20 protein-coding genes and 1 tRNA gene are annotated in these 25,751 nt (G+C 63.0%); 12 read left to right on the top strand and 9 right to left on the bottom strand.

From position 1 onward, the window contains the following. The first annotated feature begins 6 nt into the window (after positions 1 to 6). Positions 7 to 1,587 (top strand): DHA2 family efflux MFS transporter permease subunit, encoded by a 1,581-nt coding sequence (locus AC1PLU_RS14845; RefSeq protein ID WP_115038057.1) that lies wholly within the window; start codon positions 7 to 9, stop codon positions 1,585 to 1,587. A gap of 458 nt (positions 1,588 to 2,045) precedes the next feature. Next, positions 2,046 to 3,611, top strand: a complete 1,566-nt coding sequence (locus AC1PLU_RS14840) for a serine hydrolase domain-containing protein (RefSeq protein ID WP_481094408.1) — start codon at positions 2,046 to 2,048, stop codon at positions 3,609 to 3,611. A 29-nt stretch (positions 3,612 to 3,640) separates the two neighbouring features. Here AC1PLU_RS14840 and AC1PLU_RS14835 read toward each other — a convergent pair whose 3' ends face one another. The 4 genes from AC1PLU_RS14835 to AC1PLU_RS14820 form a co-directional block, all read right to left on the bottom strand. Then, on the bottom strand, positions 3,641 to 4,510 hold the full coding sequence (locus AC1PLU_RS14835; protein ID WP_481094409.1) for a DUF2884 family protein: 870 nt from the start codon (positions 4,508 to 4,510) through the stop codon (positions 3,641 to 3,643). 201 nt (positions 4,511 to 4,711) lie between these two features. Beyond that, positions 4,712 to 4,798 (bottom strand) — tRNA-Leu (locus AC1PLU_RS14830). Between the two features lie 142 nt (positions 4,799 to 4,940). Continuing rightward, positions 4,941 to 7,121, bottom strand: a complete 2,181-nt coding sequence (locus tag AC1PLU_RS14825; protein ID WP_481094517.1) for a beta-glucosidase family protein — start codon at positions 7,119 to 7,121, stop codon at positions 4,941 to 4,943. Between the two features lie 181 nt (positions 7,122 to 7,302). Further along, entirely contained in the window at positions 7,303 to 9,072 is a 1,770-nt protein-coding gene (locus AC1PLU_RS14820) for a M14 family metallopeptidase (protein ID WP_481094410.1), read from the bottom strand. A 296-nt stretch (positions 9,073 to 9,368) separates the two neighbouring features. On the opposite strand from AC1PLU_RS14820, the gene AC1PLU_RS14815 reads away from it, so the two are divergent. Continuing rightward, positions 9,369 to 10,934, top strand: coding sequence for a POT-type proton-dependent oligopeptide transporter (locus tag AC1PLU_RS14815; RefSeq protein ID WP_481094411.1), 1,566 nt, complete (start codon positions 9,369 to 9,371; stop codon positions 10,932 to 10,934). Between the two features lie 7 nt (positions 10,935 to 10,941). Then, positions 10,942 to 11,550: a rhomboid family intramembrane serine protease gene (locus tag AC1PLU_RS14810; protein ID WP_006450868.1), complete on the top strand. Its 609-nt coding sequence runs from the start codon at positions 10,942 to 10,944 to the stop codon at positions 11,548 to 11,550. Between the two features lie 147 nt (positions 11,551 to 11,697). Here the strand turns inward: AC1PLU_RS14810 and AC1PLU_RS14805 are convergent, their stop codons facing one another. Next, the gene (locus tag AC1PLU_RS14805) at positions 11,698 to 11,886 is read right to left on the bottom strand and encodes a hypothetical protein (protein WP_006450869.1); all 189 of its coding nucleotides are present in this window, start codon (positions 11,884 to 11,886) and stop codon (positions 11,698 to 11,700) included. A gap of 227 nt (positions 11,887 to 12,113) precedes the next feature. Between AC1PLU_RS14805 and AC1PLU_RS14800 the strand changes: the two genes are divergently transcribed. The 3 genes from AC1PLU_RS14800 (at position 12,114) to AC1PLU_RS14790 (ending at position 13,863) form a co-directional block, all read left to right on the top strand. Beyond that, the gene (locus tag AC1PLU_RS14800; RefSeq protein ID WP_115038067.1) at positions 12,114 to 12,401 is read left to right on the top strand and encodes a GNAT family N-acetyltransferase; all 288 of its coding nucleotides are present in this window, start codon (positions 12,114 to 12,116) and stop codon (positions 12,399 to 12,401) included. Positions 12,402 to 12,450: 49 nt separating this feature from the next. After that, on the top strand, positions 12,451 to 13,296 hold the full coding sequence (locus AC1PLU_RS14795) for a DUF3298 and DUF4163 domain-containing protein (protein WP_481106611.1): 846 nt from the start codon (positions 12,451 to 12,453) through the stop codon (positions 13,294 to 13,296). Positions 13,297 to 13,362: 66 nt separating this feature from the next. Next, positions 13,363 to 13,863 carry a MarR family winged helix-turn-helix transcriptional regulator gene (locus tag AC1PLU_RS14790; RefSeq protein WP_115038071.1) on the top strand — a complete coding sequence of 167 codons (501 nt, stop codon included), beginning with the start codon at positions 13,363 to 13,365 and terminating at the stop codon, positions 13,861 to 13,863. Between the two features lie 99 nt (positions 13,864 to 13,962). Here AC1PLU_RS14790 and AC1PLU_RS14785 read toward each other — a convergent pair whose 3' ends face one another. Then, the gene (locus AC1PLU_RS14785; RefSeq protein ID WP_481106610.1) at positions 13,963 to 16,161 is read right to left on the bottom strand and encodes a M3 family metallopeptidase; all 2,199 of its coding nucleotides are present in this window, start codon (positions 16,159 to 16,161) and stop codon (positions 13,963 to 13,965) included. A gap of 497 nt (positions 16,162 to 16,658) precedes the next feature. Between AC1PLU_RS14785 and AC1PLU_RS14780 the strand changes: the two genes are divergently transcribed. After that, on the top strand, positions 16,659 to 17,144 hold the full coding sequence (locus AC1PLU_RS14780) for a glutathione peroxidase (protein WP_481106609.1): 486 nt from the start codon (positions 16,659 to 16,661) through the stop codon (positions 17,142 to 17,144). Positions 17,145 to 17,306: 162 nt separating this feature from the next. Here AC1PLU_RS14780 and AC1PLU_RS14775 read toward each other — a convergent pair whose 3' ends face one another. Both AC1PLU_RS14775 and AC1PLU_RS14770 read right to left on the bottom strand, forming a co-directional pair. Further along, a complete protein-coding gene (locus AC1PLU_RS14775; RefSeq protein WP_481106608.1) occupies positions 17,307 to 18,086 on the bottom strand; it encodes a ferredoxin--NADP reductase in 780 nt (259 codons plus the stop codon). Positions 18,087 to 18,281: 195 nt separating this feature from the next. Then, positions 18,282 to 20,162 carry an ABC transporter ATP-binding protein gene (locus AC1PLU_RS14770; RefSeq protein ID WP_481094415.1) on the bottom strand — a complete coding sequence of 627 codons (1,881 nt, stop codon included), beginning with the start codon at positions 20,160 to 20,162 and terminating at the stop codon, positions 18,282 to 18,284. Positions 20,163 to 20,426: 264 nt separating this feature from the next. Here AC1PLU_RS14770 and AC1PLU_RS14765 point away from each other — a divergent pair, with 264 nt between their 5' ends. From AC1PLU_RS14765 to AC1PLU_RS14750, 4 genes are all read left to right on the top strand, one after another. Then, complete coding sequence (locus AC1PLU_RS14765) at positions 20,427 to 21,944, top strand: fumarate hydratase (protein ID WP_481106607.1); 1,518 nt, start codon at positions 20,427 to 20,429, stop codon at positions 21,942 to 21,944. A gap of 194 nt (positions 21,945 to 22,138) precedes the next feature. Continuing rightward, positions 22,139 to 22,564 (top strand): hypothetical protein, encoded by a 426-nt coding sequence (locus AC1PLU_RS14760; RefSeq protein ID WP_317062893.1) that lies wholly within the window; start codon positions 22,139 to 22,141, stop codon positions 22,562 to 22,564. A gap of 14 nt (positions 22,565 to 22,578) precedes the next feature. After that, complete coding sequence (locus AC1PLU_RS14755) at positions 22,579 to 23,214, top strand: glutathione S-transferase family protein (protein WP_023903479.1); 636 nt, start codon at positions 22,579 to 22,581, stop codon at positions 23,212 to 23,214. A 187-nt stretch (positions 23,215 to 23,401) separates the two neighbouring features. Next, positions 23,402 to 24,040 carry a carbonic anhydrase gene (locus AC1PLU_RS14750; protein ID WP_481108529.1) on the top strand — a complete coding sequence of 213 codons (639 nt, stop codon included), beginning with the start codon at positions 23,402 to 23,404 and terminating at the stop codon, positions 24,038 to 24,040. Between the two features lie 459 nt (positions 24,041 to 24,499). Here AC1PLU_RS14750 and AC1PLU_RS14745 read toward each other — a convergent pair whose 3' ends face one another. After that, positions 24,500 to 25,609: a sterol desaturase family protein gene (locus AC1PLU_RS14745; RefSeq protein WP_115036566.1), complete on the bottom strand. Its 1,110-nt coding sequence runs from the start codon at positions 25,607 to 25,609 to the stop codon at positions 24,500 to 24,502. Between the last annotated feature and the right edge of the window lie 142 nt (positions 25,610 to 25,751).

Raw genomic sequence — 25,751 nt, 5'->3', positions numbered from 1 at the left:
GCCAGCATGTCTTCGCAAGCTCCCACCGCGCCCGGCGGCCCCTCGGCGCCTGCGCCCGCCGCCGGCTTTCGCCCGGCGAGCGTGGCGTTGTGCACCGTGGGCCTGGCGATGGCCTCGTTCATGCAGGTGCTGGACACCACCATCGCCAACGTGTCGTTGCCGACCATCGCCGGCAATCTCGGTGCCAGTTCGCAGCAGGCCACCTGGGTCATCACCTCGTTTGCGGTCAGCACCGCGATTGCCTTGCCGCTGACCGGTTGGCTGAGTCGGCGTTTTGGCGAGACCAAGTTGTTCGTGTGGTCGACACTGGCCTTCACCGTTGCTTCGTTGCTATGCGGGCTGGCCCAGAGCATGGGCATGCTGGTGGTGTCGCGTGCGCTGCAGGGATTTGTTGCCGGGCCAATGTACCCGATCACCCAGAGTCTGCTGGTGTCGATCTATCCACGCGAAAAACGCGGGCAGGCGCTCGCCTTGCTGGCGATGATCACCGTGGTGGCACCGATCGCCGGCCCGATCCTGGGCGGCTGGATCACCGACAACTACAGTTGGGAATGGATCTTTCTGATCAACGTGCCGCTAGGCATCATCGCCAGCAGCATCGTGGGTTCGCAGTTGCGCCATCGCCCCGAGCAACTTGAAAAGCCGCGCATGGATTACATCGGTCTGATCCTGCTAGTGGTTGGTGTCGGCGCGCTGCAGCTGGTGCTTGATCTGGGCAACGACGAGGATTGGTTCTCCTCCGACAAGATCGTGGTGCTGGCCTGCGTCGCTGCGGTGGCGCTGGTGATATTCGTGATCTGGGAGCTCACCGACAAGGACCCCATCGTCGATCTCAAGCTGTTCCGGCATCGCAATTTTCGCGCCGGGACATTAGCGATGGTGGTGGCGTATGCGGCGTTCTTCAGTGTGAGTCTGCTGATCCCGCAATGGCTGCAGCGCGACATGGGCTACACGGCGATCTGGGCTGGCCTGGCCACCGCGCCGATCGGCATCCTGCCGGTGCTGATGACGCCATTTGTGGGCAAGTACGCGCTGCGGTTCGATCTGCGCATGCTCGCCACCGTGGCCTTCATCTTTCTGTCGTTCACCAGCTTCCTGCGCTCCAACTTCAACCTGCAGGTGGACTTCAATCACGTGGCCACCGTGCAGTTGGTGATGGGCGTGGGCGTGGCGTTGTTCTTCATGCCGGTGCTGCAGATTCTGCTGTCGGATCTGGACGGGCGCGAGATCGCGGCAGGCTCGGGCCTTGCCACCTTCCTGCGCACCTTGGGCGGCAGCTTTGCCGCATCGTTGACCACCTATCTGTGGGCACGTCGCACCCAGGTGCACCACGCGCACATCACCGAGCACATTTCGGTGTACACGCCGGGCATGCAGGAACAGGTCGCCGCAATGGGGCAGGGCGACCTGCAACGCGGCGCGGCCTCGCTCAACAACATGATCAACCACCAGGCCTCGCAGATGGGCTTCAACGACATCTTCTACCTGCTCGGCTGGACGTTCCTGGCGATCATCTTCTTCCTGTGGCTGGCCAAACCGCCGTTTGGTGCGGGTGCCGGTGGTGCTGCGGCTGCTGGTGGGCATTGAGCGCGGGTGACAAGGGCGCAGCTGTATTACGAGCGGCTAAGAAAACGACTACACGCTTTTCTACTGCAGAGCGGATGATTTGTGAGTTGGCTGCAGGGCCCTTGCCCGCCCACCCTCGCGGGACACGCCGCAAGTACGTCCGTGTAGGCTCTTACGCGGCATCCATGCCGCGTAAGGTCCCGCGACGGTGGGCGGGCAAGGACCAGTCGAGATGGTCGGTGTGCGTAGCGCTTCTCAAAGCAACCAGCAAACCGTTTGGAGCGGTGAGGGCATCGCGGCCTTGACCGACGCAGTATTTGACGTGGCTTCTGACTGCATCCAATGAAAGGCAGCTGACAAAACCACTGTGCTCACCCACCACTAGTCGGTCGCTCGCTAAGGTTTGTGAGCCGCTCTAATAATCGTGCTGTGCCTGTCAACACCCACTAGACTGACGCTCTCCAAGTGGGAGCAGTCCAATGGCAGTGACGCCTTCTAAGACCGGTTTACCGCAGTCCTTCTGCCTCATGGATGCGATGCAGCGCCAAGGCAGGCTCACGCTGGATCAAGAGGTCCATCGTCATCGTGAGTTACAACCTGCAGCGACGGCGATGGGACGTCTGTTGCAGACTGTGCTCCTTCTGTCGCTGTGTTTGCCGTTGATCGCGGCGGCCGATGCATTGGCCGACAACGTAATGCAGCAGATGCAGCTCAATCGGCAGCGCTACGGCATCGTGGGTCAGGCCGTGTACGTCGCCCACAACGGGAAGCTGCTGTTTCGCGGTGGCGATGGGCTTGCCGATCTCGATAGCCAACAGCCGGTCACGCGCGAGCAGATCTTTCCAGTGTTCTCGGTAAGCAAGCTGTTGGTCAGCACGCTGATCATGCAGCTGGTCGAAGCTGACCAGATCGATCTGGATCGACCTGCACGGGTCTACTTGCCAGAGTTGCCGCAGCGCTGGAACAAGATCACGGTGCGCCAGCTACTCAACCACACCTCCGGGTTGCCCGAGTACTTTACCCAGGAGCAAATGAGCGGCTCGCCGGAGGCCAACGCATCGTTTCCTGCAACTGCGCACGCCGTCCTTGCGGCGCTGGGCAGGCAACCGTTGCTCTTTCCACCCGGCAGCGACACGCGCTACATCAACACCAATTATCTGGTGCTGTCGCAGCTGCTCCAGGCGCATTACCGCAAGCCGTATTCGCAGATCGTGTCCGAGCGGATCATCGAGCCGTTACAGCTGGCGCATACCTTCCTCGGACGCTCCCGATTACCGGCTGATGAGGTGGTCAGTGCTTACGTTGGCAAAGACGGAACGCTGCAGAAACAGCCAGAGATCGCCTGGCCCGATTACGCCCTCGGGCATGCCGAGCTGTACACCGGCATCGACGATCTGGCCATCTTCATGGACGCGATACGTACCGGGAAATTAGTCGGCAAGGCAACGCTGCAACAGCTCTGGCAACCGCAGGTGTTGCCCAACGGACGGCGTGGCTGGTTTGCCAGCGGCTGGGAGCGTGGGGCAAGTGATGCCTACCAGTATGTTGGTCATGATGGCGGCGCGATGGTGAGAGTGCGGCTGCTGTTCGCCGGTTCTCTGGATGACGATGGCTACACCATCCTTTACCTGACCAATGGCAGCGCGCGTGGTGTGTGGTCCAGGGTGCTGGTCGACAGCATCATGGCCACCATCGCGCCACAGACTTTTCCTGCCGAAGCCGTGTCGGAGAAGCTCATTGCCTTTGCGCTGCAGTCGCCTGTCGATCACGACACGCAGCTGGTGGCTGATGCGCTGCGTGCCGACAACAGCATCCCCCTGAATCAACTCGAGGCTGTGGTCAACACGACGGGCTACACCGTTCTGTCCAATCTCGGCGCAGAAGCGGCGATTCGTGTGTTTGCACTGAATGTGCTGCTGTTTCCAACGTCCAGCAATGCGCTGGACAGCCTTGCCGAGGCATATGAGGCAAATGGGGATCTCATCCGTTCGAGCGCCATCAGGCAGACCATCAAGAGCATATCTGCCACGCCTGGCAATCAATGATGTGCCTGAGCCGATTGCGTAAGACATCATCAGTTCGTTATCGGTTGCACTTCGATTGCCTTGTCCGGCGGTGCGTCGCCGTTGTCGGATGGGGATCCTGAATTCCCGGTGTCATTGCGCGACTTGTATTGCTGCAGCGGTGCAAGCATTTGCAGCGGCTTGCCTTGATAGCGGAACTCAAGCGCGTCTTGTAACTGGTGCAATGCTTGCACGTGTGTGCAAAGCGCGTTTGCGTTGGCCTCGATGGTGGATGCTTGGGCGTCGAGCCTTGCATCCAGTTGGCCTTCCATCTGCTGGGCGCGTTTGTCGATTCCGTCCGAGCGCCCAGTGACGATCTGCCAGAGCATATGGCGCGCGATGCTGCCTTTGAACTCTTCGGCTTCATGTTCGACGTAGTTCGCGAAGTTGCCGCCGAATGCCTTCTGATCCCAACGCCCTTTGCCCAGAGTGCCATCGACATAGGCGCTTGCGCGTTTGCGCAGCCTCTCGATCTTGCGGGCATTGAGCGCGCTGCCTGTCATGACCTCGATGACACCGCCGAGTGCGTCGTAACTGAGGTCGATCACGTCGTGCGCAATGCCGGCGACCTGCGGCATCAGTGCGCGGGTCTGCTGCTCCATCTCCCACAAGCGTCGTGCATCGGCCGCACTGATCTGCTGCACCTTGTGGTCGATGCTCAGTCCGCCGCCGTGGAAGAAAATTTCGCGCGGCCAATCGCTGTCGCGGTAAAGCCAGATACCGCCGCTGTCGGCGAGCACATTGAACGGCGTGCTGAGACCGCATTGGTGCGAAGACACATGCGCGCGATGGCGAGGAGCATCGTGCTTGTCGGTCTGGTCTGCCCGTGCATTCGGGCTGAAAACGGCAGCTAGCAAGGCAAGCCAGAGGAGGGTGCGCATGGAGCGTGCTGCGGTCGTGAGGGCGTCAAGCATCGTCGCCAAAGCCGCAACAGGTGGTCGCGTGTCGAAAGTCACTGCCAGCGCAGTCCTGGCGCTGCCTATCGGCATGCTCAGCAATGCCGACAGACCATCGTCCAATCGTATGGACCAAACGCAAAAAACCCCGCCCGAGCGAGGTTTTTTACGATCTACCGTGAGTCGTGGTGCCCAGGAGAGGACTCGAACCTCCACGAAGTTGCCCCCGCTAGCACCTGAAGCTAGTGCGTCTACCAATTCCGCCACCTGGGCGACTCAGGAGGCGAATTGTGCAAGTTGCGCATGAAGCTGTCAACGCATCTCGCACAATTTTTTCCTGATCGCTGGCGCCTGCCGGCGACGTGAGAAGACGGCGTGGCGGACGCGCGCAATGCACGCCCGCCGCGACGCCGGATTACGGCAGTTGCGCCGCCTGCAACGTGACCTCCGCACTCTGCACCGGTTCGCTTGCCGAACGCGCCAACTGCACGCGGTAGGTGCCGGCCGCGATGTTCCAGTGACGTGCCTTGGCATCGAAGTCGGCCAGCGTCTTGGGTTCAGCGATCACCTGCACGTTGCGCTTTTCGCCAGGCTTGAGCGTGAGCTTCTGCCAGCCGATCAGGCGCAGTGGGGTGGCGTGGCCGTCGGGCAAGGTGACGTAGAGCTGCGGCACGGCGGCGCCTTCGCGCGGGCCGATGTTTTCCACTTCGAAGGTCGCCGTGAGCTTGCTGCCGTTGGCCTCCACGCGCAGCTCGCCCATGCGGAACTGGGTGTACGACAGGCCGTGGCCGAACGGGTAACGCGGGGTCAGCTTGCGCGCGGCGAACCACTTGTAGCCGACATTGGCACCTTCGATGGCGTAGTCGATGCTGTCTTCGCCCGGCTTGGCCGGCTTGAAGCCCAGGCCCGGAATCGACGGGCGCGGCAGCTGCGATTCGTCCACCGGCCAGGTCACCGGCAGATGGCCGGACGGATTGACGGCGCCTGTCAGCAGGTTGGCGATCGCCTCGCCTCCGCCGATACCCGGATACCACGCCTGCAACACCGCCGGCACGCGTTCGGCCCACGGCATGCGCACCGGGCCGTTGGTTTCCAGCACCACGGTGGTCTTGGGGTTGGCCTTGGCCACCGCTTCGATCAGTGCGTCCTGGTTGTCGGGCAGTTGCATGTCCGGCAGGTCCACCGATTCGGCTGCCCATTGGGTGGCGAACACGATGGCCACATCGGCGGCCTTGGCCGCGCGTGCTGCGGCAGCGCGGTCCTTGCCGTCGACATAATCGATCTGCACATTCGGCAATGCGGCGCGCAGCGCCTGCAACGGCGAGGACGGATGGATGATCACCGGGCCGGGCCAGGTGGTCGGGGTGAGGCCGGGCACCGCGTTGCCGCCGTTGATGGTGTAGTCCACCCGCGAGGAACCGCCGCCGGACATCACGCCCTTGTCGGCGTACCCACCGATCACCGCGATGCGGCGCACATCCTTGGACAACGGCAGGGTCGCCTGCTCGTTACGCAGCAGCACGCTGCCTTCTTCGGCGACATGTTGCGCGGCCAGCAGCCCGGCCTTGCCATCGATCGGCTGGCGCTGGGTTGGGTGATCGAACGCGCCATGCGCGAACAGGCTGCGCAGCACGCGCTTGACCATATCGTCGAAGCGCGCGCGCGGCACCACGCCGGCCGACACCGCCATGCGCAACGGGGCATCGAAGAACACTGCCGCATCGAATACTTCGCCGGCCGATTGCTGATCCAGCCCGGCCAACGCCGCCTTGGAGCCGCTGTGCACGCCGCCCCAATCGGACATCACGTAGCCGGGGTATTTCCATTCCTGCTTGAGCACCTGGTTGAGCAGGTAATCGTGCTCGCAGCCGTAGATACCGTTGATCTTGTTGTAGGAGCACATCACCGATGCGGGGTCGCCGATCTTCAATGCGATCTCGAACGCCAGCAGGTCCGATTCGTGCATCGCCTGCTCGCCGATCTCGGCGCTATGGAAGTTGCGCCGCGTTTCCATATCGTTGAGCGCGAAGTGCTTCATCGTCGACAGCACGTGCTCGCTCTGCACGCCGCGAATCGATTCGCCGACCATGGTGCCGGCCAGCAGCGGGTCTTCGCCGGCATATTCGAAATTGCGCCCGTTGCGCGGGTCGCGCTGCAGGTTGACGCTGCCGGCCAGCAAGACATTGAAGCCTTGCTGCCAGGATTCGCGGCCCATGGTCTTGCCGCCGGCATAGGCCAGCTGCGGATTCCAGCTCGATGCCGTGGACGGGCCGGATGGCATCGCAGTGGCGAAGTCGCCCTTGCGAATGCCGCCCGGATTGGTCACGCCCACGCCAGCGTCGGCCAGCTGCTGCGCCGGGATGCCCAGGCGCGGGATGCCGGGCACGTAGCCGGCCGAGCCCAGCGCGCCTTCGGGCTTGGGAATCTTGTCGGTGCCCAGGCCGAAGTAGCTGCGCAGCATCTGGAATTTTTCGTCTTCGCTCATCTGCGCCAGCAGGCGGTCGGCGCGCTGGTCCGCAGTCAACGCGGTGTCCATCCACGGCTGCGCTGCAGCGGCGGGTTGTGCGCTGAGCGGGGCGGCAAACGCGACGCTCATGCCGAGTGCAATGGCGAGCGCGAGACGGCGCGGCGTGGCGCGTGTAAACGTTTTCATATCGGGGTGTGGCACGTGGTGGTCCTTGTGGTGCGGTTGCAATCAGGGGAGGGCACCGCAGTGCCCAAGTTCGAATGGCGCGCGTGCGCGCCGAGTCAGGGGGTTGCCGTAATCGAGCGCGGTATCAGAACTGCGTCTGTGCCGTGCGCAACACCGGATACAAGCGATAGCGCTCGTCCCAGGAGGAATGCAGGCGGGCGAAGAATTCCAGCCTTGCCTTCGGGTCGGCGGCGAAGGCGGCATCGCTGGCCAGGCGTTGTTCGAATTGCGCCTTCACTGCCGGGTCGCGTTCGAGCATGTCGCGGGCGACATCCTCGGCGACGTAGTCCTCCATGTATTCCTTGCGCTCGAATGCGGTGTTGAACAAACCCCACTGCAGCAGCGAATCTGGCGCCTGCGGTTCCAGCATCGCCATCACCAGGCGCGACCTGGCCTGGGCGATCGGGACGAACAACGAGCCGGCCGGTACGCTGCGGGTTTCATCGCGCCACTGCCCGGTGATCTCCAGGTTCTGATGGCCTTCATTGGAGCGTGCGGCAAACGTTGCCTTGTCGGCCCGGAAGCTCTGCACCGGATACGCGCCTGCAGTGGCGATGGTGTCGAAGGCGATGCCGTGCAGGCGTAGTTTTTCCGCCACCAGCGCGGCCTGCGCGGCAGGCACCAGATAGCCGCCGCGTGGCGCATCGATCACCACGTCGGGGGTGATCTGATCGCGTAACGGCACCTTCCAGATCTGCGGTTTGGTCTCGTCGTAGCGCGTCATCAACGCGCCGGAAATCGGCGAAGGCGTGCGCGTGTAGGCGTAGCCGCGGAAGGCAACAGTGCGTGCGGCCGGGCCGGCAGCGAAGCTCAACGGCTCCATTTCGCCAGCCAGTTTGGTGGCACGCTGATCGGCCGCCAGCGCATCGGCGCGCCACTTCGCACCGTTGCGCGCGGTCTGCTGCAGCACTGACACGATCGCGTTGCGGGTGACGCGCACACGCACCGGGTAGGTCTTCCACGAATGCGTTTCCACCAGCATGCCGAAGCGGTTGCGCAGTAGGAAATAGCCATGCGAAAAACGCGGCGGCGACACGTCGTCGGCAAAGCCGGAGGTCGGGTCGTCTTCGTGCACGAACGAGGGGTAATACGGCAGCGGCAGCGAGCCCTGTTTGGCCAGATCGGCAATCACCGCATCGCGCCAGCGCGTACCGTCGCGTTGCAGCATGGCATCGCCGGCATGCACCGGCTCCACCTGCACCGAGACATCGTGTTCGAACTTGGCGCCATCGGTGACATGCAGGTCCACATACATCAACGGATCCCACTGCTGCACCAGCCGCAGCATCGCCTGCATTTCGGGCGCGTCGGCCTTGAGGTAGTCGCGATTGAGATTGAGGTTCTGCGCGGTGGTGCGCCAGCCCATCTGTTCGGGGCCGCGTTGATTGGGGCGGTTCCAGGCGCCGAAGCGTTCGTGTCCGTCGACGTTGAACACCGGCACGAATACCCAGACCAGTTTGTCGAGCACGCCTTTGCCGGTTTTGCCGTCCAGCAATTCGCGCAGTGCCAGAAAGCCCGCATCTTTGCCGTCGATCTCTCCAGCATGGATGCCGCCTTGCACCAGCACCACCGGCAACTTGCGCTGCGCGGCACTGGCCGCATCCAGCGCGCCGCTGGTGGAGACGATCAGCGCCTTCATCAGCCGGCCTTCCGGGGTGGTGCCGAACTCGATGCAGCGCACCGCCTGCGGGTAGCGCTGGGCGAAGGCATCGCACAGTGCGATGACTTCATCGTAGCGTCCGGTTTGCGCAAAGCCGCTGCGCTCGGCCTGGGTGGTCAGCGGTTCGGCGGCCAGTGCGGCGGGGGCGGTGGTCAGCAGCAACAGGCTCAGGGCCAGGCGGGTGAAGCGGGGCATCCAGCGGTCCAGTGTTCCAGGAAAACGTTTGCAATGTAGCCGAGCCGGCGCAGCAGGCCAATCTGCACTGCGTCATGACTTGTGCGTGATCGGCTTGGCGGCGGGGTTTCGATACGTGTTTTTCAGCATGCGCCTGGCCGGACGACTTTCCGAACCGAGCCACGACCGTAGCAACGGCCGCAGCGGGGTCGACGCATGCAACGTCCTACACCGATGCCTTATCCAATGGTCGCGATGGCGGCCAACCCGCAGCCGCCGGTACGATAGCGCGTGTTTTCTGCTCGACCGGACTGCCTTTGACCACTACCACCTTGCCGGGCTCTACTGCCGGGGCGCGGCTGCCGCGCCAGATTCCTTTCATCATCGGCAACGAGGCCTGCGAGCGTTTCAGCTTCTACGGGATGCGCAACATCCTGGTGCAGTTCCTGATCACCTCGCTGCTGTTGCAGGAAGTTGGCGGGCCCGGCCGTGAGGCCGAGGCCAAGCACATCCTGCACAGCTTCATGATCGGGGTGTTTTTCTTTCCGCTGCTCGGTGGCTGGTTGGCCGATCGCTTCTTCGGCAAATACAACACCATTGTGTGGTTCAGCCTGGTGTACTGCGCCGGCCATGCGTGCCTGGCGCTGTTCGAAGGCAGCCGCAACGGATTTTTCGTCGGGCTGGGGCTGATCGCATTGGGTGCGGGCGGCATCAAGCCGCTGGTGGCCTCGTTCATGGGCGACCAGTTCGACCAGTCCAACAAGCACCGGGCCAAGGTGGTCTTCGACGCCTTTTACTGGATCATCAACTTCGGCTCGTTGTTCGCTTCGTTGTTGATTCCGCTGGCGCTGAAACATCTGGGCCCGGCGTGGGCGTTCGGCATTCCCGGCATACTGATGTTCGTGGCCACGCTGGTGTTCTGGCTGGGCCGCAAGCGTTACGTGCGGGTGCCGCTGCCACCGAAGGATCCGCATGGCTTCGGTGCGGTGATGCGCACCGCTTTGCTGGCGCATGCGCCGGGGCAGGGCCGTCCCGGCCTGATGCTGGCAGTGGTGTCGGTACTGCTGGCGCTGGCCTGCTTCGCGCTGGTCGAACAGCTCGGCATCGTCATCTGCCTGTGCATGGCGCTGGTGTTGCTGCTGGCGGGCATCGGTGGCGGCACCTGGTGGCAGCTGGAGCGTGCACGCGGTATCCATCCCGATACCGCGGTCGAAGGCGTGCGTGCGTTGCTGCGGGTGCTGGTGATCTTCGCGCTGGTGACGCCGTTCTTCTCGCTGTTCGACCAGAAGGCCTCGACCTGGGTGCTGCAGGGACGCGAGATGACGATGCCGGCCTGGTTCACCGCCTCGCAGATGCAGGCGCTCAATCCGCTGCTGGTGATGCTGCTGATTCCGTTCAACAATCTGGTGTTGTATCCGCTATTGCGCCGTGGCGGCTGGGAGCCGACAGCGCTGCGGCGCATGACCTGCGGCATCGCCTTCAGCGGCCTGGCCTGGATCGCGGTCGGCGCCATCCAGATCGGCATGGATGGTGGCGAGCCGATGCATATCGCCTGGCAGATTCTGCCGTACGCGCTGCTGACTTTTGGCGAGGTGCTGGTGTCGGCCACCGGTATCGAATTCGCTTATAGCCAGGCGCCGCCGTCGATGAAGGGCGTGGTGATGAGCTTCTGGTACCTGACCACCACGGTGGGCAATCTCTGGGTGCTGTTGTCGAACGTGGCGGTGCGCAACGAGACGGTGACCGCGCATATCGCCGATACTGGGCTCAGCGAAGCGGCATTTCTGATGTTCTTCTTCGCGGCCTTCGCGTTTCTGGCGGCACTGGCCTTCGGCCTGTACGCACGCCGGTATCGCATGGTCGACAATTACCGTTCTGCCTGAGGTCCGCATGATTACCCTGATCCTGATCGCCATCACCGGCATCGTCTCGTGGATGGCGTTCAACAACCGCAAGCTGGCCGACCGGCTGGTGCTGTGGCCGCCGGCGCTGGACAAGCAAAAGCAATACGACCGCCTGGTGACCTACGGCTTCATCCATGCCGACCTGGGCCATCTGGTCTTCAACATGATCACGCTGTTCTTCTTCGGCCGGTACATCGAAGACGTGATGACGCGGCTGAGCGGCAGCGTGCTGACCTATCCGTTGTTCTATCTGAGCGCGCTGGTGGTGTCGATCCTGCCCAGCTATCTGAAGAATCAGAAGAACCCCAATTACCTCAGCCTGGGCGCTTCCGGCGCGGTGTCGGCGGTGTTGTTCGCCTTCATCCTGCTCAAGCCGTGGACGATCATCCTGGTGCTGTTCATTCCGGCGCCGGCGATCATCTATGCGGTGTTCTACGTGGGCTACAGCCTGTGGATGGACCGCCGTGGCGGCGATCGTATCAACCACAGCGCGCATCTGGCCGGTGCGGCCTTCGGTGTGATGTTCATGCTGATCATGGAGCCGCGGGTGTGGCAGGTGTTTCTGGAGCAGCTGTCCAATCCGCGCTTCGGTTAAGCGCGTCGGTTTAGCAAGGTTTGCCGAAGGACAGCGTGGCCGTCAGGCCGCGCGGAGGTGATCGGAAATCGTGATGGCTGGGTTGCCTGAGGCAACCGGCCAGGGCCATCGATGCGATTGGCCCTGGCGGGTAACGCGACGCTTGGCTCAGGCCGCGTTGCGTTCCTGGTCGGCAACGGCAGTGCTGCCGTAGGCCTGCTGCAAGCGCTCGTACACCGTATCGTTGAGCTGCGCGAAGTCCGGGTTGTGGGTATCGCCGTTGATGGCGAACTGGAACAGGCCCTCAAGCAACGAGCTATCGCTGTCTGTGCTGTGTCCTGCCGAATCGTTGTTCATGCGGTGACTCCTCGTAGGTAAGGCGAAGACGTCGGCAGATGGCCGGCAGCCCGTGCCAGCCGGCCATGCGCAGCGAATGCCTTCGGCTCAGCTATCGGCGCTACGCGAACGAACTTAAGTGCGCCTTCGACGCGCTGCGCTACGTGTCACAGCATCGATTCATTTTCACGCAGGCGCGGCGCCGCGCTGGTCACACTCATCGCCACATTCACTGCCAGACGCAGACCATGATGGAGGCCGCGACAGTGCAGGCAGAACACGATCCGACCCAGCAACGCTTCAGCGTAGACACCGATGGACAACGCGCCGAACTGGCCTACCGTCTTGAGGGCGAGCGCATGACCATCACGCATACGCATGTGCCGGAGGCGATCGGTGGGCGCGGCATCGCTGCCGTGCTAGTCGAGGCCGCTTTGCATTACGCGCGCCAGGCGGGGTGGAAGGTCGTACCCGAGTGCAGCTACGCCGAGGCGTATGTACGTCGGCATCAACAGTTTCAGGATCTGCTGGCCTGATTGCCGGCAACGTGTCTTTGCAGCGTGACTTCGATGAGGGGCAGGTGGGATGGGGCGGTTGTTTGCAGTGAATGGAATGCGGGGCGTGCTGATGCTGGCTCTGCTGGCGGGGTGTACACAGCGCGCACCTACAACGGCAGAAACGACGGAGCCGGCAGCGGACGCAACAGCGCAAGCGGTGCCGCCTCCGGAGCCCGTCGTCGTCCAGAGCGGCCCATTGGAAGATGTGATCGAGCATGCGCCTGCCTATATGGTCGGCATCAGCTATCCACGTGGGCTGGATGCGTACCCGGAACTGGCCGCGCTGATCCGCAGCTATTCGCAGGACGCGCGCGCCGAATTGATGGAAGCCGTCTCTGGTCTTGGTAACGACAAACCGGCTGCACCCTATGAACTGTCGCTGGCGTTCGAGACAGTGCTGCAGACTGCCGATCTGATCGTGGTGTCTGCCGATGGCAGCCGCTACACCGGCGGCGCGCATGGCGAGCCGCTGGTGGCGCGCTTCGTCTGGTTGGTCAAGGAGCGCAAGCAACTGACGGCGCAGGCGCTGATTCCCGACCCGGCGGGCTGGGAAAAGATCGCACGCGAGGTCGCCGCGCAGTTGCACAACGCCGCCGCCCAGCGCGTGGAAGCCGATCGCGTACCGGTCGAGGAGCAGGCCGAACAGGTGGCCTCGGCCGATCGCATGATTGCCGAAGGCACCGCGGCGCAGGTCGACAACTTTGCCCAGTTCGTTCCGGTGCTGAACCCGGCAGGGCAGATCACTGCGCTACGGTTCGTGTTTCCGCCGTATCAGGTGGGGCCGTATTCGGATGGCACGCAGACCGCCGATGTCGCTGCCTCCACATTGTTGGCCTGGGTCGCGCCGGAATATGCACATCTCTTCGCTCGCTGAGATGTCACCCCGCAGATGATGTGATTGAATGGCTTGGCCATTCAGTAATGTAATCAAACGGGTGATATGAGTAGTTTCGATCCAACCGCAAGTCGCGTGGACCACACCTGCGTGCGTTACCCGGCGTTCCCACGGGAGCCGGCTGTCCTGGTGAGGTTGATCAAGCATCTCTACAAGCGGCTGCATACGCAGGGCTGTATAACGCTCAAGCCGTATGGGATCAGTCCACCGGAATACGAAATTCTGATGATGCTCTACGGCACGCCGGAGCAGGCGATCACGCCTACCGAAGTGGCCGAAGCGGCCAGCGAGAAGCCGGCCAACATCACCCGGCTCACCGATCAGCTCTGCGAAAAGGGCTTGATCGCGCGTGGCAGCAGCCCCGACGATCGGCGCAAGATCGTGCTGACGTTGCAGCCGGCAGGCCTGGCCTTGATCAACAGTCTGCTTCCCGACGCCTGCACGCTGTTGAATGCAGAAACTGCCTGCATGAGCGAGGCAGAGCAGGTGCGTCTGGAAAAACTGCTGAGGAAACTGTTGGAAGGTGTGGATGCTGTCGAGCTCTGAACGACAGGCGTCTGGCTTGCCGCAGGACGCGCCACCGCACGCATGAAAAACGCCGCCCGGATCGCTCCGGGCGGCGTTTTTATTTCCCGCAGGTCCCGATTACGGCTTGGACTGTGGTGCTTCCGGCGTTGCACCATCGCCGCCTTGCGCGCTCAGGCCGCGCTTTTCGAGCAGGGGCTCGATCTGCGGCGCATGCCCGGCAAAGTTCTGGAACAGCTCCATCGCATCCACGCTGCCACCGCGCGAGAGCAGGGTCTGGCGGAAACGATCGCCATTGGCGCGGCTCAACCCGCCATGCTGCTTGAACCACTGCTGGGTGTTTGCGTCCAGCACTTCGGACCAGATGTAGGCGTAATAGCCGGCCGCATAGCCGCCCATGATGTGGCTGAAATACGGCGTCTTGTAGCGCGGCGGCACCGGCGCGTAGGCAATGCCGTCCTGCTGCAGGGCCTTGGCTTCGAAGGCCATCACGCCGGCTGCGTCGGGCACCTGGTTGGCGCTGAGTTGGTGCCAGTTCTGATCCAGCATCGCCGCACCCAGATACTCGGTGGTAGCAAAGCCCTGGTTGAACTTGGAGGCCGCAATCACCTTGTCCAGCAATGCCTGCGGCATCGGCGTGCCATTCTGATAATGCTTGGCGTAGTTCTTCAGGATGGACGGCTCGTCGGCCCACATCTCGTTGACCTGCGAGGGGAACTCGACGAAGTCGCGCGGCACGCTGGTGCCGGAGAAATACGGGTATTTGACGTCAGAGAACATGCCGTGCAGCGCATGGCCGAACTCATGGAACATGGTGGTCACTTCGTCCCAGGTCAGCAACGTGGGCTGGCCGGCCGGCGGCTTGGGAATATTGAGGTGATTGGCCACCACCGGCTTGAAACCGGTCAGATCCGATTGCGATACATACGAGTTCATCCACGCGCCGCCGCGCTTGGATTCGCGTGCGTACATGTCGGCGATGAAGATCGCCAGCTGCTTGCCGTCGGCATCGAACACGTCGTAGACGGTGATGTCGTCGCGGTAGGTCGGCAGGTCGGTGCGCTGCTTGAAGGTCAGGCCGTATTCCTGATTGGCCGCATAGAACACGCCGTTTTCCAGCACGTTCTTCAGCTCGAAATACGGCTTGAGCTGCGACTCGTCGAAGTTGTACTTGGCCTGGCGCACCTTCTCGCTGTAGTAGGCCCAATCCCAGGCTTCGAGCTTGAAGGTGGGCTTGCGCGCGGCCTTTTGTTCCTTGTCGATCATCGCCTGCAGATCGGCCGCTTCGCGCTTTGCGTTGGCCACTGCGGCCGGCGCCAGTTTGCCCAGCATTGCGTTGACCGCCTCGGGGGTCTTGGCGGTCTGGTTTTCCAGCGAATAGGCGGCGTAGGTGGGGAAGCCGAGCAGCTTGGCCTTGTCTGCGCGCAGCTTCATGATGCGTGCGACCAGCGCGGTGTTGTCGTACTGGCCGCCGTGGCTGCCACGCGACACCGAGGCGTCGTAGATCTTCTTGCGCAGTTCGCGATTCTTCAGCTGGGTCAGCGGCGGCTGGCCGGTGGTGTTGAGCAGCGCGATCACGTATTTGCCGTCGAGCTTGCGCGCCTTCGCCGCTTCGGCAGCGGCGGCGATCTGTTCTTCAGACAGGCCATCGAGCTGCTTGACGTCATCGACGACAACGGCGGCGGCATTCACTTCGGCCAGCACGTTCTGGCTGAAGGTGGTGCCCAGGTTGGCCAGCTCGGCATTCATCGCCTTGAGCGTGGTCTTGTCGGCATCGGAGAGCTTGGCGCCATCGCGCACGAAGTCGCTGTGGTACTTCTCGACCAGGCGCAGGCCTTGCGCGTCCAGGCCCAGTTTGCTGCGTTGGTCGTACAAGGTCTGGATGCGCGCAAACAGCTTGCTATTGAGCGAGATCGCGTCGCGGTGCGCGGCAAATTTCGCCGAATAATCGGCCTGCAGTTTCTTGCGCGCATCGTTGGTGTCGGCACCGACCAGGTTGAAGAACACCGTGGTGGCGCGATCGAGCGTGGCGCCGCTTTTTTCCAGCGCAATGATGGTGTTGTCGAAGCTCGGCTTGGCTTTCTGGTTGGCGATCTTTTCCACTTCCTTCAACTGCTCGGTCATGCCGGCGTCGAAGGCGGGAGCAAAATCGCTGTCGGTGATCTTGTCGAACTGCGGGTAATGCAGCGGCAGCGTGCTGTCGGCGAAGAACGGGTTGGCTTGGGTGGCGGCCTGCGTGGCGGCAGGTGCGGCGATGCTGTAGGACGGCATGGCAAGTCCCAGGGAAGCGGCCAGGGCAAAGGCGAGACGGGTGGTCAAGAGAGTGGCTCCAAAGTGCGAACAGCCGAGGCTAACCCAGCCGGCCGGGACAGGCGTGTGACAAAAGGCATGGCTATAGTGTCATCGTGTAGCCAATCCGCGAACGTCGCCTGTGGACGAGGCCGAGCTCGACCAGCTGGTCGGCGGCAGTGCACGCGGGCTCTGCCGTTAGCTGGCGCCGCTGGACCGCGACTCACAAGACGCTGCGTTACCGTGAAATGCCGTAGTCAAACGCTGCGGCGAGGTGCGCCATCTGGGCTGGTCCAATGATTGCTCGCTTGGGTCTCGTTCGTTTTGTGGGGCCGCCTGGCGTTTCACCTGCGGCGCCAACAATGATTCGGAGACATTGGATGAAATGTGGGGATGGCCCCAACAGAGCGTCGATCTGTCGCGTCTTTCTGCTGGCGCGCGCGTGCTGAGCACGCGCAGTGCGGATGCAGTGCCGCAATGTCGACAGCTGGGCTACGCTGCAGTTTCCCTGAGCATCCGAGCACGCCATGAGCGACATCTCCGCGTTTGAATTCACCGACCTGGACGGTCGCACGCAGTCGATGCGCGACTATGCCGGCAAGGTGCTGCTGGTGGTCAATGTCGCTTCGAAATGCGGCTTTACGCCGCAATACGCAGGCCTGCAGGCGCTTTGGCAGCGCTATCGCGAACGTGGCTTGGTGGTGATCGGATTCCCGTGCGATCAGTTCGGCCATCAGGAGCCGGGCGATGCGGCGCAGATCCGCCAGTTCTGCTCGCTCGATTACGCAGTGGACTTTCCGCTGGCTGAGAAGATCGAGGTCAATGGCAGCGGCGCGCATCCGCTGTGGCAGCACCTCAAGCACGAACAGCGCGGCGTCCTGGGCTCGGAGGCGATCAAGTGGAATTTCACCAAGTTCCTAATCGGCCGGGATGGCCGCGTGTTGGAGCGTTATGCGCCGACCACCAAGCCGGAAGCGTTGGCTGCAGATATCGAGCGCGCGCTGGGCACGTGATTTTGCAGGGCGTGTTGCTCAAACGTAGGAGCGCCCTTGGGCGCGATGAGGCGTTACCGGGAATGCTTCATCGTGCCCAGGGGCGCTCCTACGACGCACGCGCGCTGGCGATGCGGTCTACGTAAAACGCCGCACCATCGCTGGCGTTTCACGCGCGCCGCATCACTTCTCGACGAACGCGCGCTCGAAGACGTAATGCCCCGGCGTGCCGATGCGTGGCGAGGTTTCGAAGCCGCGCCCATCCAGCACGTTGCGCAGGTCGGCCAGCATCTGCGGGCTGCCGCAGATCATGAAGCGGTCGTTGGCCGGATCCAGCGGCGGCAAGCCCAGCGTCTGCTGCATGCGGCCGTCTTCCATCAGCTCGGTCAGGCGGCCCCGGTTGGCGAAGTCTTCGCGCGTCACCGCCGGGTAATACAGCAACTTGTCGCGCAGGAGGTCGCCGAGAAACTCATGCTGCGGCAGCTCGCGCTCGAAGTAGTCGCGATAGGCCAGATCCTGCACGAAGCGCACGCCCTGGGTCAGGATCACCTTGTCAAAGCGTTCGTAGGTTTCTGGATCCTTGATTACCGACAACCACGGCGCCAGGCCGGTGCCGGTGCCCAGCAGGTACAGGTTGCGGCCCGGGTGCAGATCGCTGATCAGCAGCGTGCCGGTGGGCTTCTTGCCGACCAGTACCTGATCGCCCGGTTTGATGTGCTGCAGCCGCGAGGTGAGCGGGCCGTCCGGCACCTTGATGCTGAAGAACTCCAGATGCTCTTCCCAGTTGGCGCTGGCGATCGAGTACGCACGCAGCAACGGGCGCGTCTCGGTTTCCAGGCCGATCATCACGAACTGACCGTTCTCGAAACGGAAACCGGCATCGCGGGTCGTGGTGAAGCTGAAATAGGCGTCGGTCCAGTGACGGACCTCGAGCACCGTTTGGGCGCCAAAAGCAGAAGACATGCCGGTGAGTGTCGTGGGAAGAGTACCTGCCAATTCTACCTCAAGGCGGCCAAATGAGATGAACTCTCATTTAGGTGGCCGGGATTCGGGAGTCGGGATTGGTGATTCGCAAGATCGGATCCTTGGGTCCTGGACGTTCTCGGGCTCGTGGACGGGCTGGCAGCTCAGGCCAATCCCCAATCCCGAATCCCGGTCTCACCGATACCCCGCCGCCTGCAACTCGAACAACTCCGCATACCGGCCACCCTGCGCCATCAACTCCGCATGCGTGCCGTTGGCCTCGATGCGGCCAGCGGCCAGCACCAGGATGCGGTCGGCCATGCGCACGCTGGAGAAGCGGTGCGAGATCAGCACCGCGGTGCGATTGTCCGACAATTCCTTGAAACGCTGGAACACCTCGAACTCGCTGCGTGCATCCAGTGCGGCGGTGGGTTCGTCCAGGATCATCAGCTGCGCATCGCGCATGTAGGCGCGTGCGATGGCGATCTTCTGCCATTGCCCGCCGGACAGATCCACGCTGTTCTTGAAGCGTCGGCCGATCAATTGATCGTAGCCATCGGGCAGGCTGTCGATGAGCTCGCCGGCCATCGCGCGCTGGGCGGCGGCGCGGATGCGCGGTGCATCGCCCATGGCATCGACCTGGCCAACGCCGATGTTCTCGCCAACGCTTAAGTGATAGCGCACGAAGTCCTGAAAGATCACGCCCAGGTTGGCGCGCAGATCGTCCAGATCGTAATCGCGCAGGTCTTGCCCATCGAGCAGGATGCGGCCTTCGTCCGGGTCGTACAGCCGTGCCAGCAGCTTGACCAGGGTGGTCTTGCCGGCGCCGTTTTCGCCGACCAGGGCCAGCACTTCGCCCGCCCGCAGCTCGAAATCCAGGTGCCGCACAGTCCATTGTTCGGCGTCCGGATAGCGAAAACCCACATCCTCGAACACGAAGCCCTGGCGGATCGGTCGCGGCACCGGCAGCGCATTCGGGCGCGAGCGGATTTCCGGCACGATGTTGAAGAACGAATACAGATCGTCCAGATACAAGGCCTGCCCGGCGACCTGCGAGAACCCGATCAGCAGGCCTTCCAGCAACTGGCGCAGCCGCAGGAAACTGCCGGCCAGAAAGGTCAGATCGCCGATGCTGAAATCGCCGCGCACGGTGCGCCATGCGATATAGCCATAGGCCATGTAGTAACCCAAGGTGCCCAGCGCAGCCAGCAGCGCGCCCCACAACGCACGCTTGCGCGCCAATGCGCGATTGGCCTGGAAGAACTTGTCGGCCAGCCGGCGATAGCGTGCGATCAAAAAGCGGTGCAGGTTGAGGATCTTGACTTCTTTTGCGGTCTCGACGCTGGCGCCGACCTGGCGCAGGTAATCGAGCTGGCGCCGCTCCGGCGTCCACTGGAAGTTGAGCGAGTAGCCCAGCGCATTGAAATGCGCCTCGCCGATAAACGCCGGGATCAGGGCGATCGCCAGCAGCAGGATCAACCACGGTGCATACACCACCAGGCCCACCGCCAGGCTGACCACGGTAATGGCGTCCTGCACCTGGCCAAACAGCTGGCTCATCAGGTTCATGCGGTTCATGGTCTGGCGCCGCGCACGATCCAGCTTGTCCTGGCGGTCGGGATCTTCGAAGTCCTCCAGATCCAGCTGCGCGGCGTGTTCCATCAGGCGCACGCTGGCGGCGTTGTTGAACAGTTCCGACAGCAGCGCATCGGCGTAGCCGACCAGCCGGCCGAGCAGGTCCGAACCGATTGCCAGCGCCAGTTCCAGCGCCAGCAATTCCAGCAGCCGGTTCAGGCGGCCGCTGCCCAGTGCCTGGGTCAGCGAATCGAAGGCCGGCGGTTGACCGACCAGATGGATCGCCTCGTCGATGATCAATTTGCCGATATACAGCGAAGCCACCGGCATCAACGCGCGCAGTACGCGCAGGCCGATGCTGCTGGCGCTCAGCCAGCGGCTGGTCTGCCAGATCTGGCGCAGAAACGGTGGCAGGTTACGCAGCGCATTCAAGCGCTCGCGCAGGGTGGGGCCGGTACGGGGTGCGGCGGGCGCGGTGGCGCCGGAACGGGATGCTGACATCGCACTAGTGTGCAGCGCTTTGCGTAGGCGTGAAGTGTTGGAAGGCGCCAGTGCGCATCCCTGCATTGGCGCGCGATAGCTGCTCTGTCGCTGACTGCGCCCTCGCAAATCGATGCGGCCGGTGTATCGCAGGGCACCCGGGCGTTGGGTCGGGCGCCACGCAATCCTTGGCCTAGTCAATCGCAGCCATTGACGCGGCCGCAGGACGCGCTGGAAGTTTGGACTAAAATGCCCGGATTGCCCCCGCCAGCCGTAGAGCCAGCCGTGACCTCGATCAAGCAGGAAGACCTCATCCAGTCCGTCGCCGACGCGCTGCAGTACATCAGCTATTACCACCCGGTCGACTACATCAAGAATCTGTCCGCCGCTTACGAGCGCGAAGAGTCGCCGGCCGCCAAGGACGCCATCGCGCAGATCCTGATCAACTCGCGCATGTGCGCCGAAGGCCACCGCCCGATCTGCCAGGACACCGGCATCGTCACCGTGTTCCTGGAAATCGGCATGCAGGTGCGTTGGGACGACGCCACCATGGGTGTGGAAGACATGGTCAACGAAGGCGTGCGCCGCGCCTACAACCACCCCGACAACAAGCTGCGCGCCAGCGTGCTGGCCGACCCGGCCGGCAAGCGGCAGAACACCAAGGACAACACGCCTGCGGTGGTCAACACCAAGATCGTGCCCGGTCACCATGTCGAGGTGATCGTCGCGGCCAAGGGTGGCGGTTCGGAAGCCAAGAGCAAGTTCGCCATGCTCAACCCGTCCGATTCTATCGTCGACTGGGTGCTCAAGACCGTGCCGACCATGGGAGCCGGCTGGTGCCCGCCGGGCATGCTCGGCATCGGCATCGGCGGCACTGCCGAGAAAGCGATGCTGCTGGCCAAGGAAGCGTTGATGGAGCCGATCGACATCGTCGACCTGCAGGCGCGCGGTGCCTCCAATCGCGCCGAAGAACTGCGCCTGGAGCTGTACGAAAAGGTCAACGCGCTCGGCATCGGCGCGCAAGGCCTGGGCGGCCTGACCACGGTGCTGGACATCAAGGTCAAGGATTACCCGACCCACGCCGCCAACCTGCCGGTGGCGCTGATTCCCAACTGCGCCGCCACCCGCCACGCGCACTTCACCCTGGACGGCAGCGGCCCGGTGATGCTGGAGCCGCCGTCGCTGGAAGACTGGCCCAAGCTCACCTATAACCCGACCAACGCGCGCCGGGTGAATCTGGACACCATCACCCGCGAGGAAGTCGCCAGCTTCAAGCCCGGCGAAGTGGTGCTGCTCAACGGCAAGCTGCTGACCGGCCGCGACGCTGCGCACAAGCGCATGATCGACATGCTCAACAAGGGCGAAACCTTGCCGGTCGATTTCACCAACCGCTTCATCTATTACGTCGGCCCGGTCGACCCGGTGCGCGACGAAGTGGTGGGCCCGGCTGGCCCGACCACCGCCACCCGCATGGACAAGTTCACCCGCCAGATGCTGGAACAAACCGGCCTGCTCGGCATGGTCGGCAAGTCCGAGCGCGGCGATGCGGCGATCGATGCGATCCGCGACAACAAGGCTGTGTATCTGATGGCAGTCGGCGGCTCGGCGTATCTGGTGTCCAAGGCGATCAAGGCTGCGCGCGTGCTGGCGTTCGAAGATCTGGGCATGGAGGCGATCTACGAATTCGAGGTCAAGGACATGCCGGTCACGGTCGCTGTGGATTCCACCGGCGAGTCGGTGCACAAGACCGGGCCGCGTTTGTGGCAGTCGCGCATCGGCAAGATTCCGGTGGTGGTGGAATAAGCTTGGCCAGGAGCGGCGACGCAACTGCACTGCGTCGCCGCGTCCCGCAACCAAGTTAATACGCGTAGGTCCCCGTCATCAGCCGGTGTCTGTCTATCGGGATGAAGACGGCCTGCCGGATCGACCACGCGGCCAGGCAACGCCGAACGACAACCCGATATGCTCGGCGTACTGACGGTCACAGGAGAACAGGAATGCTCCGACTCATCTGCATCGCGTTGTTGGTCTGCCTCAGCCAGGGTGTGGCAGCACAGCAGAAGACAGCACCGACGGTGCTGTTTCCTTCCGGCAACTACGCACCGAGACCAGCCGCGCCGGTGCCGTTTGAAGAAAAAAAGCCACTCAGGCCAAGCGAGCCCTCCACACGATTCAGCGGGCCCGCAGCGTCGGACCGTTGCATCGCGCAGTGCAACCAGAGTGCCAGGCAATGCCGCGCCGATCGGCCCAGCGAGAGCAGTTGCAGCGCCTCGGTGGCGCCGCGCGGAAAACGCTGCGATGACGTGCAGAATCCGGCACAGCGGGCCAACTGCCTCGCGCAGGTCTTCGATTGCAGTCAACAGAGTGACGACAATCGCTGTGAACCACGCAAGCTCGCCTGCCTGCGCGCCTGCACCAACTGACTTCAGGAATCCGTATGACCACAACGCTTTATCACTCCCCCAGCACCGCCGCCCTGGTCGTGCATTGGCTGCTGATCGAACTGGATGTGCCGCACGTGCTGCATCCGCTGGATTTCGATCGCGCCGAGCAGAAATCGCCTGAATACCTGGCACTCAATCCGGCCGGCGTGGTGCCGACGCTGGTGCTGGAGGGCCAGGTGTTGACCGAGGCAGCAGCAATCGTGCTGCATCTGGCCGACCTGTATCCGCAGGCCGGGCTGGCACCGCCGGTCGGCACGCCTGCGCGTGCGGACTACTACAGGTGGATGTTCTTCTGCGCCAACACCTTGCAGCCGGCGTATCGCGCCTGGTTCTACCCGAGCGAGCCGGCCGGTGCCGCGCACAGCGATGCGGCGCAGGCGCAGGCACGGCAAAAACTCGAAGCGGCCTGGACTCAGGTCGATGCGCACCTGCAAGCTAATGGTCCGTATCTGCTGGGACAGACGCTGTCGGCAGCCGATTTCATGCTGACCATGATGATGCGCTGGTCGCGCAATATGCCCCGGCCCAGCGATACCTGGCCGGCGCTGCACGCGCATGCGCAGCGAATGAAAGCCCGGCCGGCGTTTCAGGAAACCTATCGCCGCGAGGGTCTAACGGACTGGACCTGAATCTCCAGCCGCAGCAGGCGTTGTGCGGCGTCCATCAGCGCGCTTCAAAGCGTTCCGCTGCGCTTGCCGCGTAGTACGATCGCGACACCAACCAGAGAGCAGGGGCTCGTCCATGTCGCATTCCGCATCCCGTCGAAAATTGCTGCAATGCGCCTGTTGCGCGCCGGTCGCCGCCGCCGCCGCGTCACTGCCATTCGCTGTGCGCGCCGCGCCGTCGAAGAAAACCGATCTAAACGCCGAGCAGGCGTTGCAGACCCTGCGTGACGGCAACGCTGCGTTTGTCGAGAACCGTCCCAGGAAGGTGATTTCCGACGGCAAGCGCCGGCTGGAACTGGCGTTGGGCCAGACCCCGTTCGTGATCCTGGTGTCGTGCTCGGATTCGCGCGTGCCGCCGGAACTGCTGTTCGGTCGCGGCCTTGGCGAGATGTTCATCGTGCGCAACGCCGGCAACACCGTCGATACCACTGCATTGGGTTCGATCGAATATGCGGTGAGTCAGCTCGGCGTGCCACTGGTGGTGGTGATGGGCCACGAGAGTTGCGGCGCGGTTGCCGCCGCGGTGTCGGTGGTGGAGCAGGGCGCGTTCTTCCCCGGCGCGATCGGCTCGATGATCGAACCGATCGTCCCCGCCGTGCTGACTGCCAAGAGCAAGGGCGGCGTTGATCTGCTGGCCGACTCGGTCAAGGCCAACGTCAAGCGCACCGTCGACCGCCTGCGTGCCGCCTCCGAGCCGGCACTGCTGGAACCGCTGCGCGCAGGCAATGTCCGCGTGGTCGGCGCGTATTACACCCTGAAAGACGGCAAGGTGGATTTCTTCGACGTCTGATGGTTACTGCAGTGGTTCGGGCAATGACAGCGCAGGATGATCTCCTGCGCTGTTTTCATATGTGCGGTGCAGCGCGGTCGTCAGCTCTGACACAACCTCCCGCACACTGTATCGATGGAGGCAACGTGTCGCGTTCGTTGACCGAATTGCGTGATGTCTGGAATGGCCACAACATCGATCAGATCGACAGGCGCTGACCAAACTGCAGCTCATCGGAAGACCGCGCTGCATGCACTGCTAGCAACCATGCACACCGACCATCCCGACTGGTCCTTGCCCGCCCACTGTCGCGGGACCTTACGCGGCATGGATGCCGCGTAAGAGCCTACACGGACGTACTTGCGGCGTGTCCCGCGATGGTGGGCGGGCAAGGGCCCTGCAGCCAAGTGGCAGATCAGCCGTTCTGCACGGGATTATCTGTGCTGGGCAAACACTCCAACGCAAACCGTATCTCGAGTTTTAGTCCACATAATCGTCGAACGTCTTGCGCCGACGGAATGGCATCAGGTGCTGGCGCATCAGCCCCTTGGGCACCGTTTCCAGTTTCATGACGCCATATTCCTGCGGCCACGCATCGCGACTCGGCGGCAGTTTAAACGTACCCATCAACATGTCCACCAAGGGCAGATGGATGGCGTAGTTGACGTCGATATAGTCCTGCTGGCGCGCATGATGCCAATGGTGATAACGCGGCAAGACCAGCACATATTCCAGCCAGCCAAAACGCAGACCGAGGTTGGAATGTGCGAGCACCGCCTGCAGGCCGACCAGAATCACGTACGCATTCACCGCCGGGGTCGAAAAACCGAGAATCAACAGCGGCAGCAGCACCGCACTGCGGGTCAGCACGATTTCCACAAAATGGATGCGCGATCCGGCCAGCCAGTCCATCTCGCGGCTGGAGTGATGCACCGCGTGGAAGCGCCACAGCCACGGAATGTTGTGATACGCCCGATGCAGCGATGCCTGCGCCATGTCGGCAACGAAGACTGCGATCAGAAACTGTCCCCACACCGGCAGGGACTGGATTGCCGCTTTCAGCGATGGAAACGCGGCCAGCCCGGCGATACTCGACGTGGAGGCGGTGACCAGAATCAGGATGAACTGCACCAGCACATGGCTCATGAAAAAGTAGCCGATATCGGTGCGCCAGCCCGGACGTAGCGGCGAAATGCGGCGCTTGCCCAGATAGCGTTCCAGCGGCACGAACACCAGCGCCGAGAAGAACAGCGAAATCACAAACCAGTCCAGGCCAAGCGAATAGGGCGTGCGCCCGATCGTATCGAACTGCACGTTGGTGCCACCGAACAACACCGCCAACGTTGCGCTGCCCACACCAACCATCGCAATGCGCTTGTTGCGGTCGCGCAGAATGGCGAAGGTACCCAGCAGGAACGCGGCAACCAGCCCGACCAGCAGGAGATGGCGTGCGAACTGCTCGTTATAGGCGGCGCGGAACTCGCGGCTGGTCAACAGATCAGGAAAGTGGAAACACACCACACCCATCAGACTGAGCACGCCCAGCAGCGCAGAGGCATGGGCGAAGAAGGAGCGGTGCGGGCGGGCCATGGGACGTCCTGTCGACGGGGCGGCCTGGTTGGCCGTGCACGGAGTGCGTGCATCCATGCTCCCAGTACGCGTGCTCGGCCGCAAGCGTTTTGCGACGGGCACGCCAGCTCCGATCAAACCTCGGCGCTAGGACTGGCCGGCA

The sequence above is a fragment of the Xanthomonas sp. NCPPB 2933 genome (assembly GCF_056725225.1).
Note: the sequence above shows the minus strand (reverse complement) of the source record. Positions and strands in the feature narration are given on the sequence as shown.

What these genes read in the sequence shown, in the direction of transcription:
- AC1PLU_RS14800 (WP_115038067.1), top strand. Translation starts at nt 12,114, where the DNA reads ATGATGGAGGCCGCGACAGTGCAGGCAGAACACGATCCGACCCAGCAA.
- AC1PLU_RS14795 (WP_481106611.1), top strand. Translation starts at nt 12,451, where the DNA reads ATGGGGCGGTTGTTTGCAGTGAATGGAATGCGGGGCGTGCTGATGCTG.
- AC1PLU_RS14760 (WP_317062893.1), top strand. Translation starts at nt 22,139, where the DNA reads ATGCTCCGACTCATCTGCATCGCGTTGTTGGTCTGCCTCAGCCAGGGT.
- AC1PLU_RS14775 (WP_481106608.1), bottom strand. Translation starts at nt 18,086, where the DNA reads ATGTCTTCTGCTTTTGGCGCCCAAACGGTGCTCGAGGTCCGTCACTGG.
- AC1PLU_RS14810 (WP_006450868.1), top strand. Translation starts at nt 10,942, where the DNA reads ATGATTACCCTGATCCTGATCGCCATCACCGGCATCGTCTCGTGGATG.
- AC1PLU_RS14745 (WP_115036566.1), bottom strand. Translation starts at nt 25,609, where the DNA reads ATGGCCCGCCCGCACCGCTCCTTCTTCGCCCATGCCTCTGCGCTGCTG.
- AC1PLU_RS14835 (WP_481094409.1), bottom strand. Translation starts at nt 4,510, where the DNA reads ATGCGCACCCTCCTCTGGCTTGCCTTGCTAGCTGCCGTTTTCAGCCCG.
- AC1PLU_RS14780 (WP_481106609.1), top strand. Translation starts at nt 16,659, where the DNA reads ATGAGCGACATCTCCGCGTTTGAATTCACCGACCTGGACGGTCGCACG.
- AC1PLU_RS14825 (WP_481094517.1), bottom strand. Translation starts at nt 7,121, where the DNA reads ATGAGCGTCGCGTTTGCCGCCCCGCTCAGCGCACAACCCGCCGCTGCA.
- AC1PLU_RS14790 (WP_115038071.1), top strand. Translation starts at nt 13,363, where the DNA reads ATGAGTAGTTTCGATCCAACCGCAAGTCGCGTGGACCACACCTGCGTG.
- AC1PLU_RS14845 (WP_115038057.1), top strand. Translation starts at nt 7, where the DNA reads ATGTCTTCGCAAGCTCCCACCGCGCCCGGCGGCCCCTCGGCGCCTGCG.
- AC1PLU_RS14840 (WP_481094408.1), top strand. Translation starts at nt 2,046, where the DNA reads ATGGCAGTGACGCCTTCTAAGACCGGTTTACCGCAGTCCTTCTGCCTC.
- AC1PLU_RS14770 (WP_481094415.1), bottom strand. Translation starts at nt 20,162, where the DNA reads ATGTCAGCATCCCGTTCCGGCGCCACCGCGCCCGCCGCACCCCGTACC.
- AC1PLU_RS14820 (WP_481094410.1), bottom strand. Translation starts at nt 9,072, where the DNA reads ATGCCCCGCTTCACCCGCCTGGCCCTGAGCCTGTTGCTGCTGACCACC.
- AC1PLU_RS14805 (WP_006450869.1), bottom strand. Translation starts at nt 11,886, where the DNA reads ATGAACAACGATTCGGCAGGACACAGCACAGACAGCGATAGCTCGTTG.
- AC1PLU_RS14755 (WP_023903479.1), top strand. Translation starts at nt 22,579, where the DNA reads ATGACCACAACGCTTTATCACTCCCCCAGCACCGCCGCCCTGGTCGTG.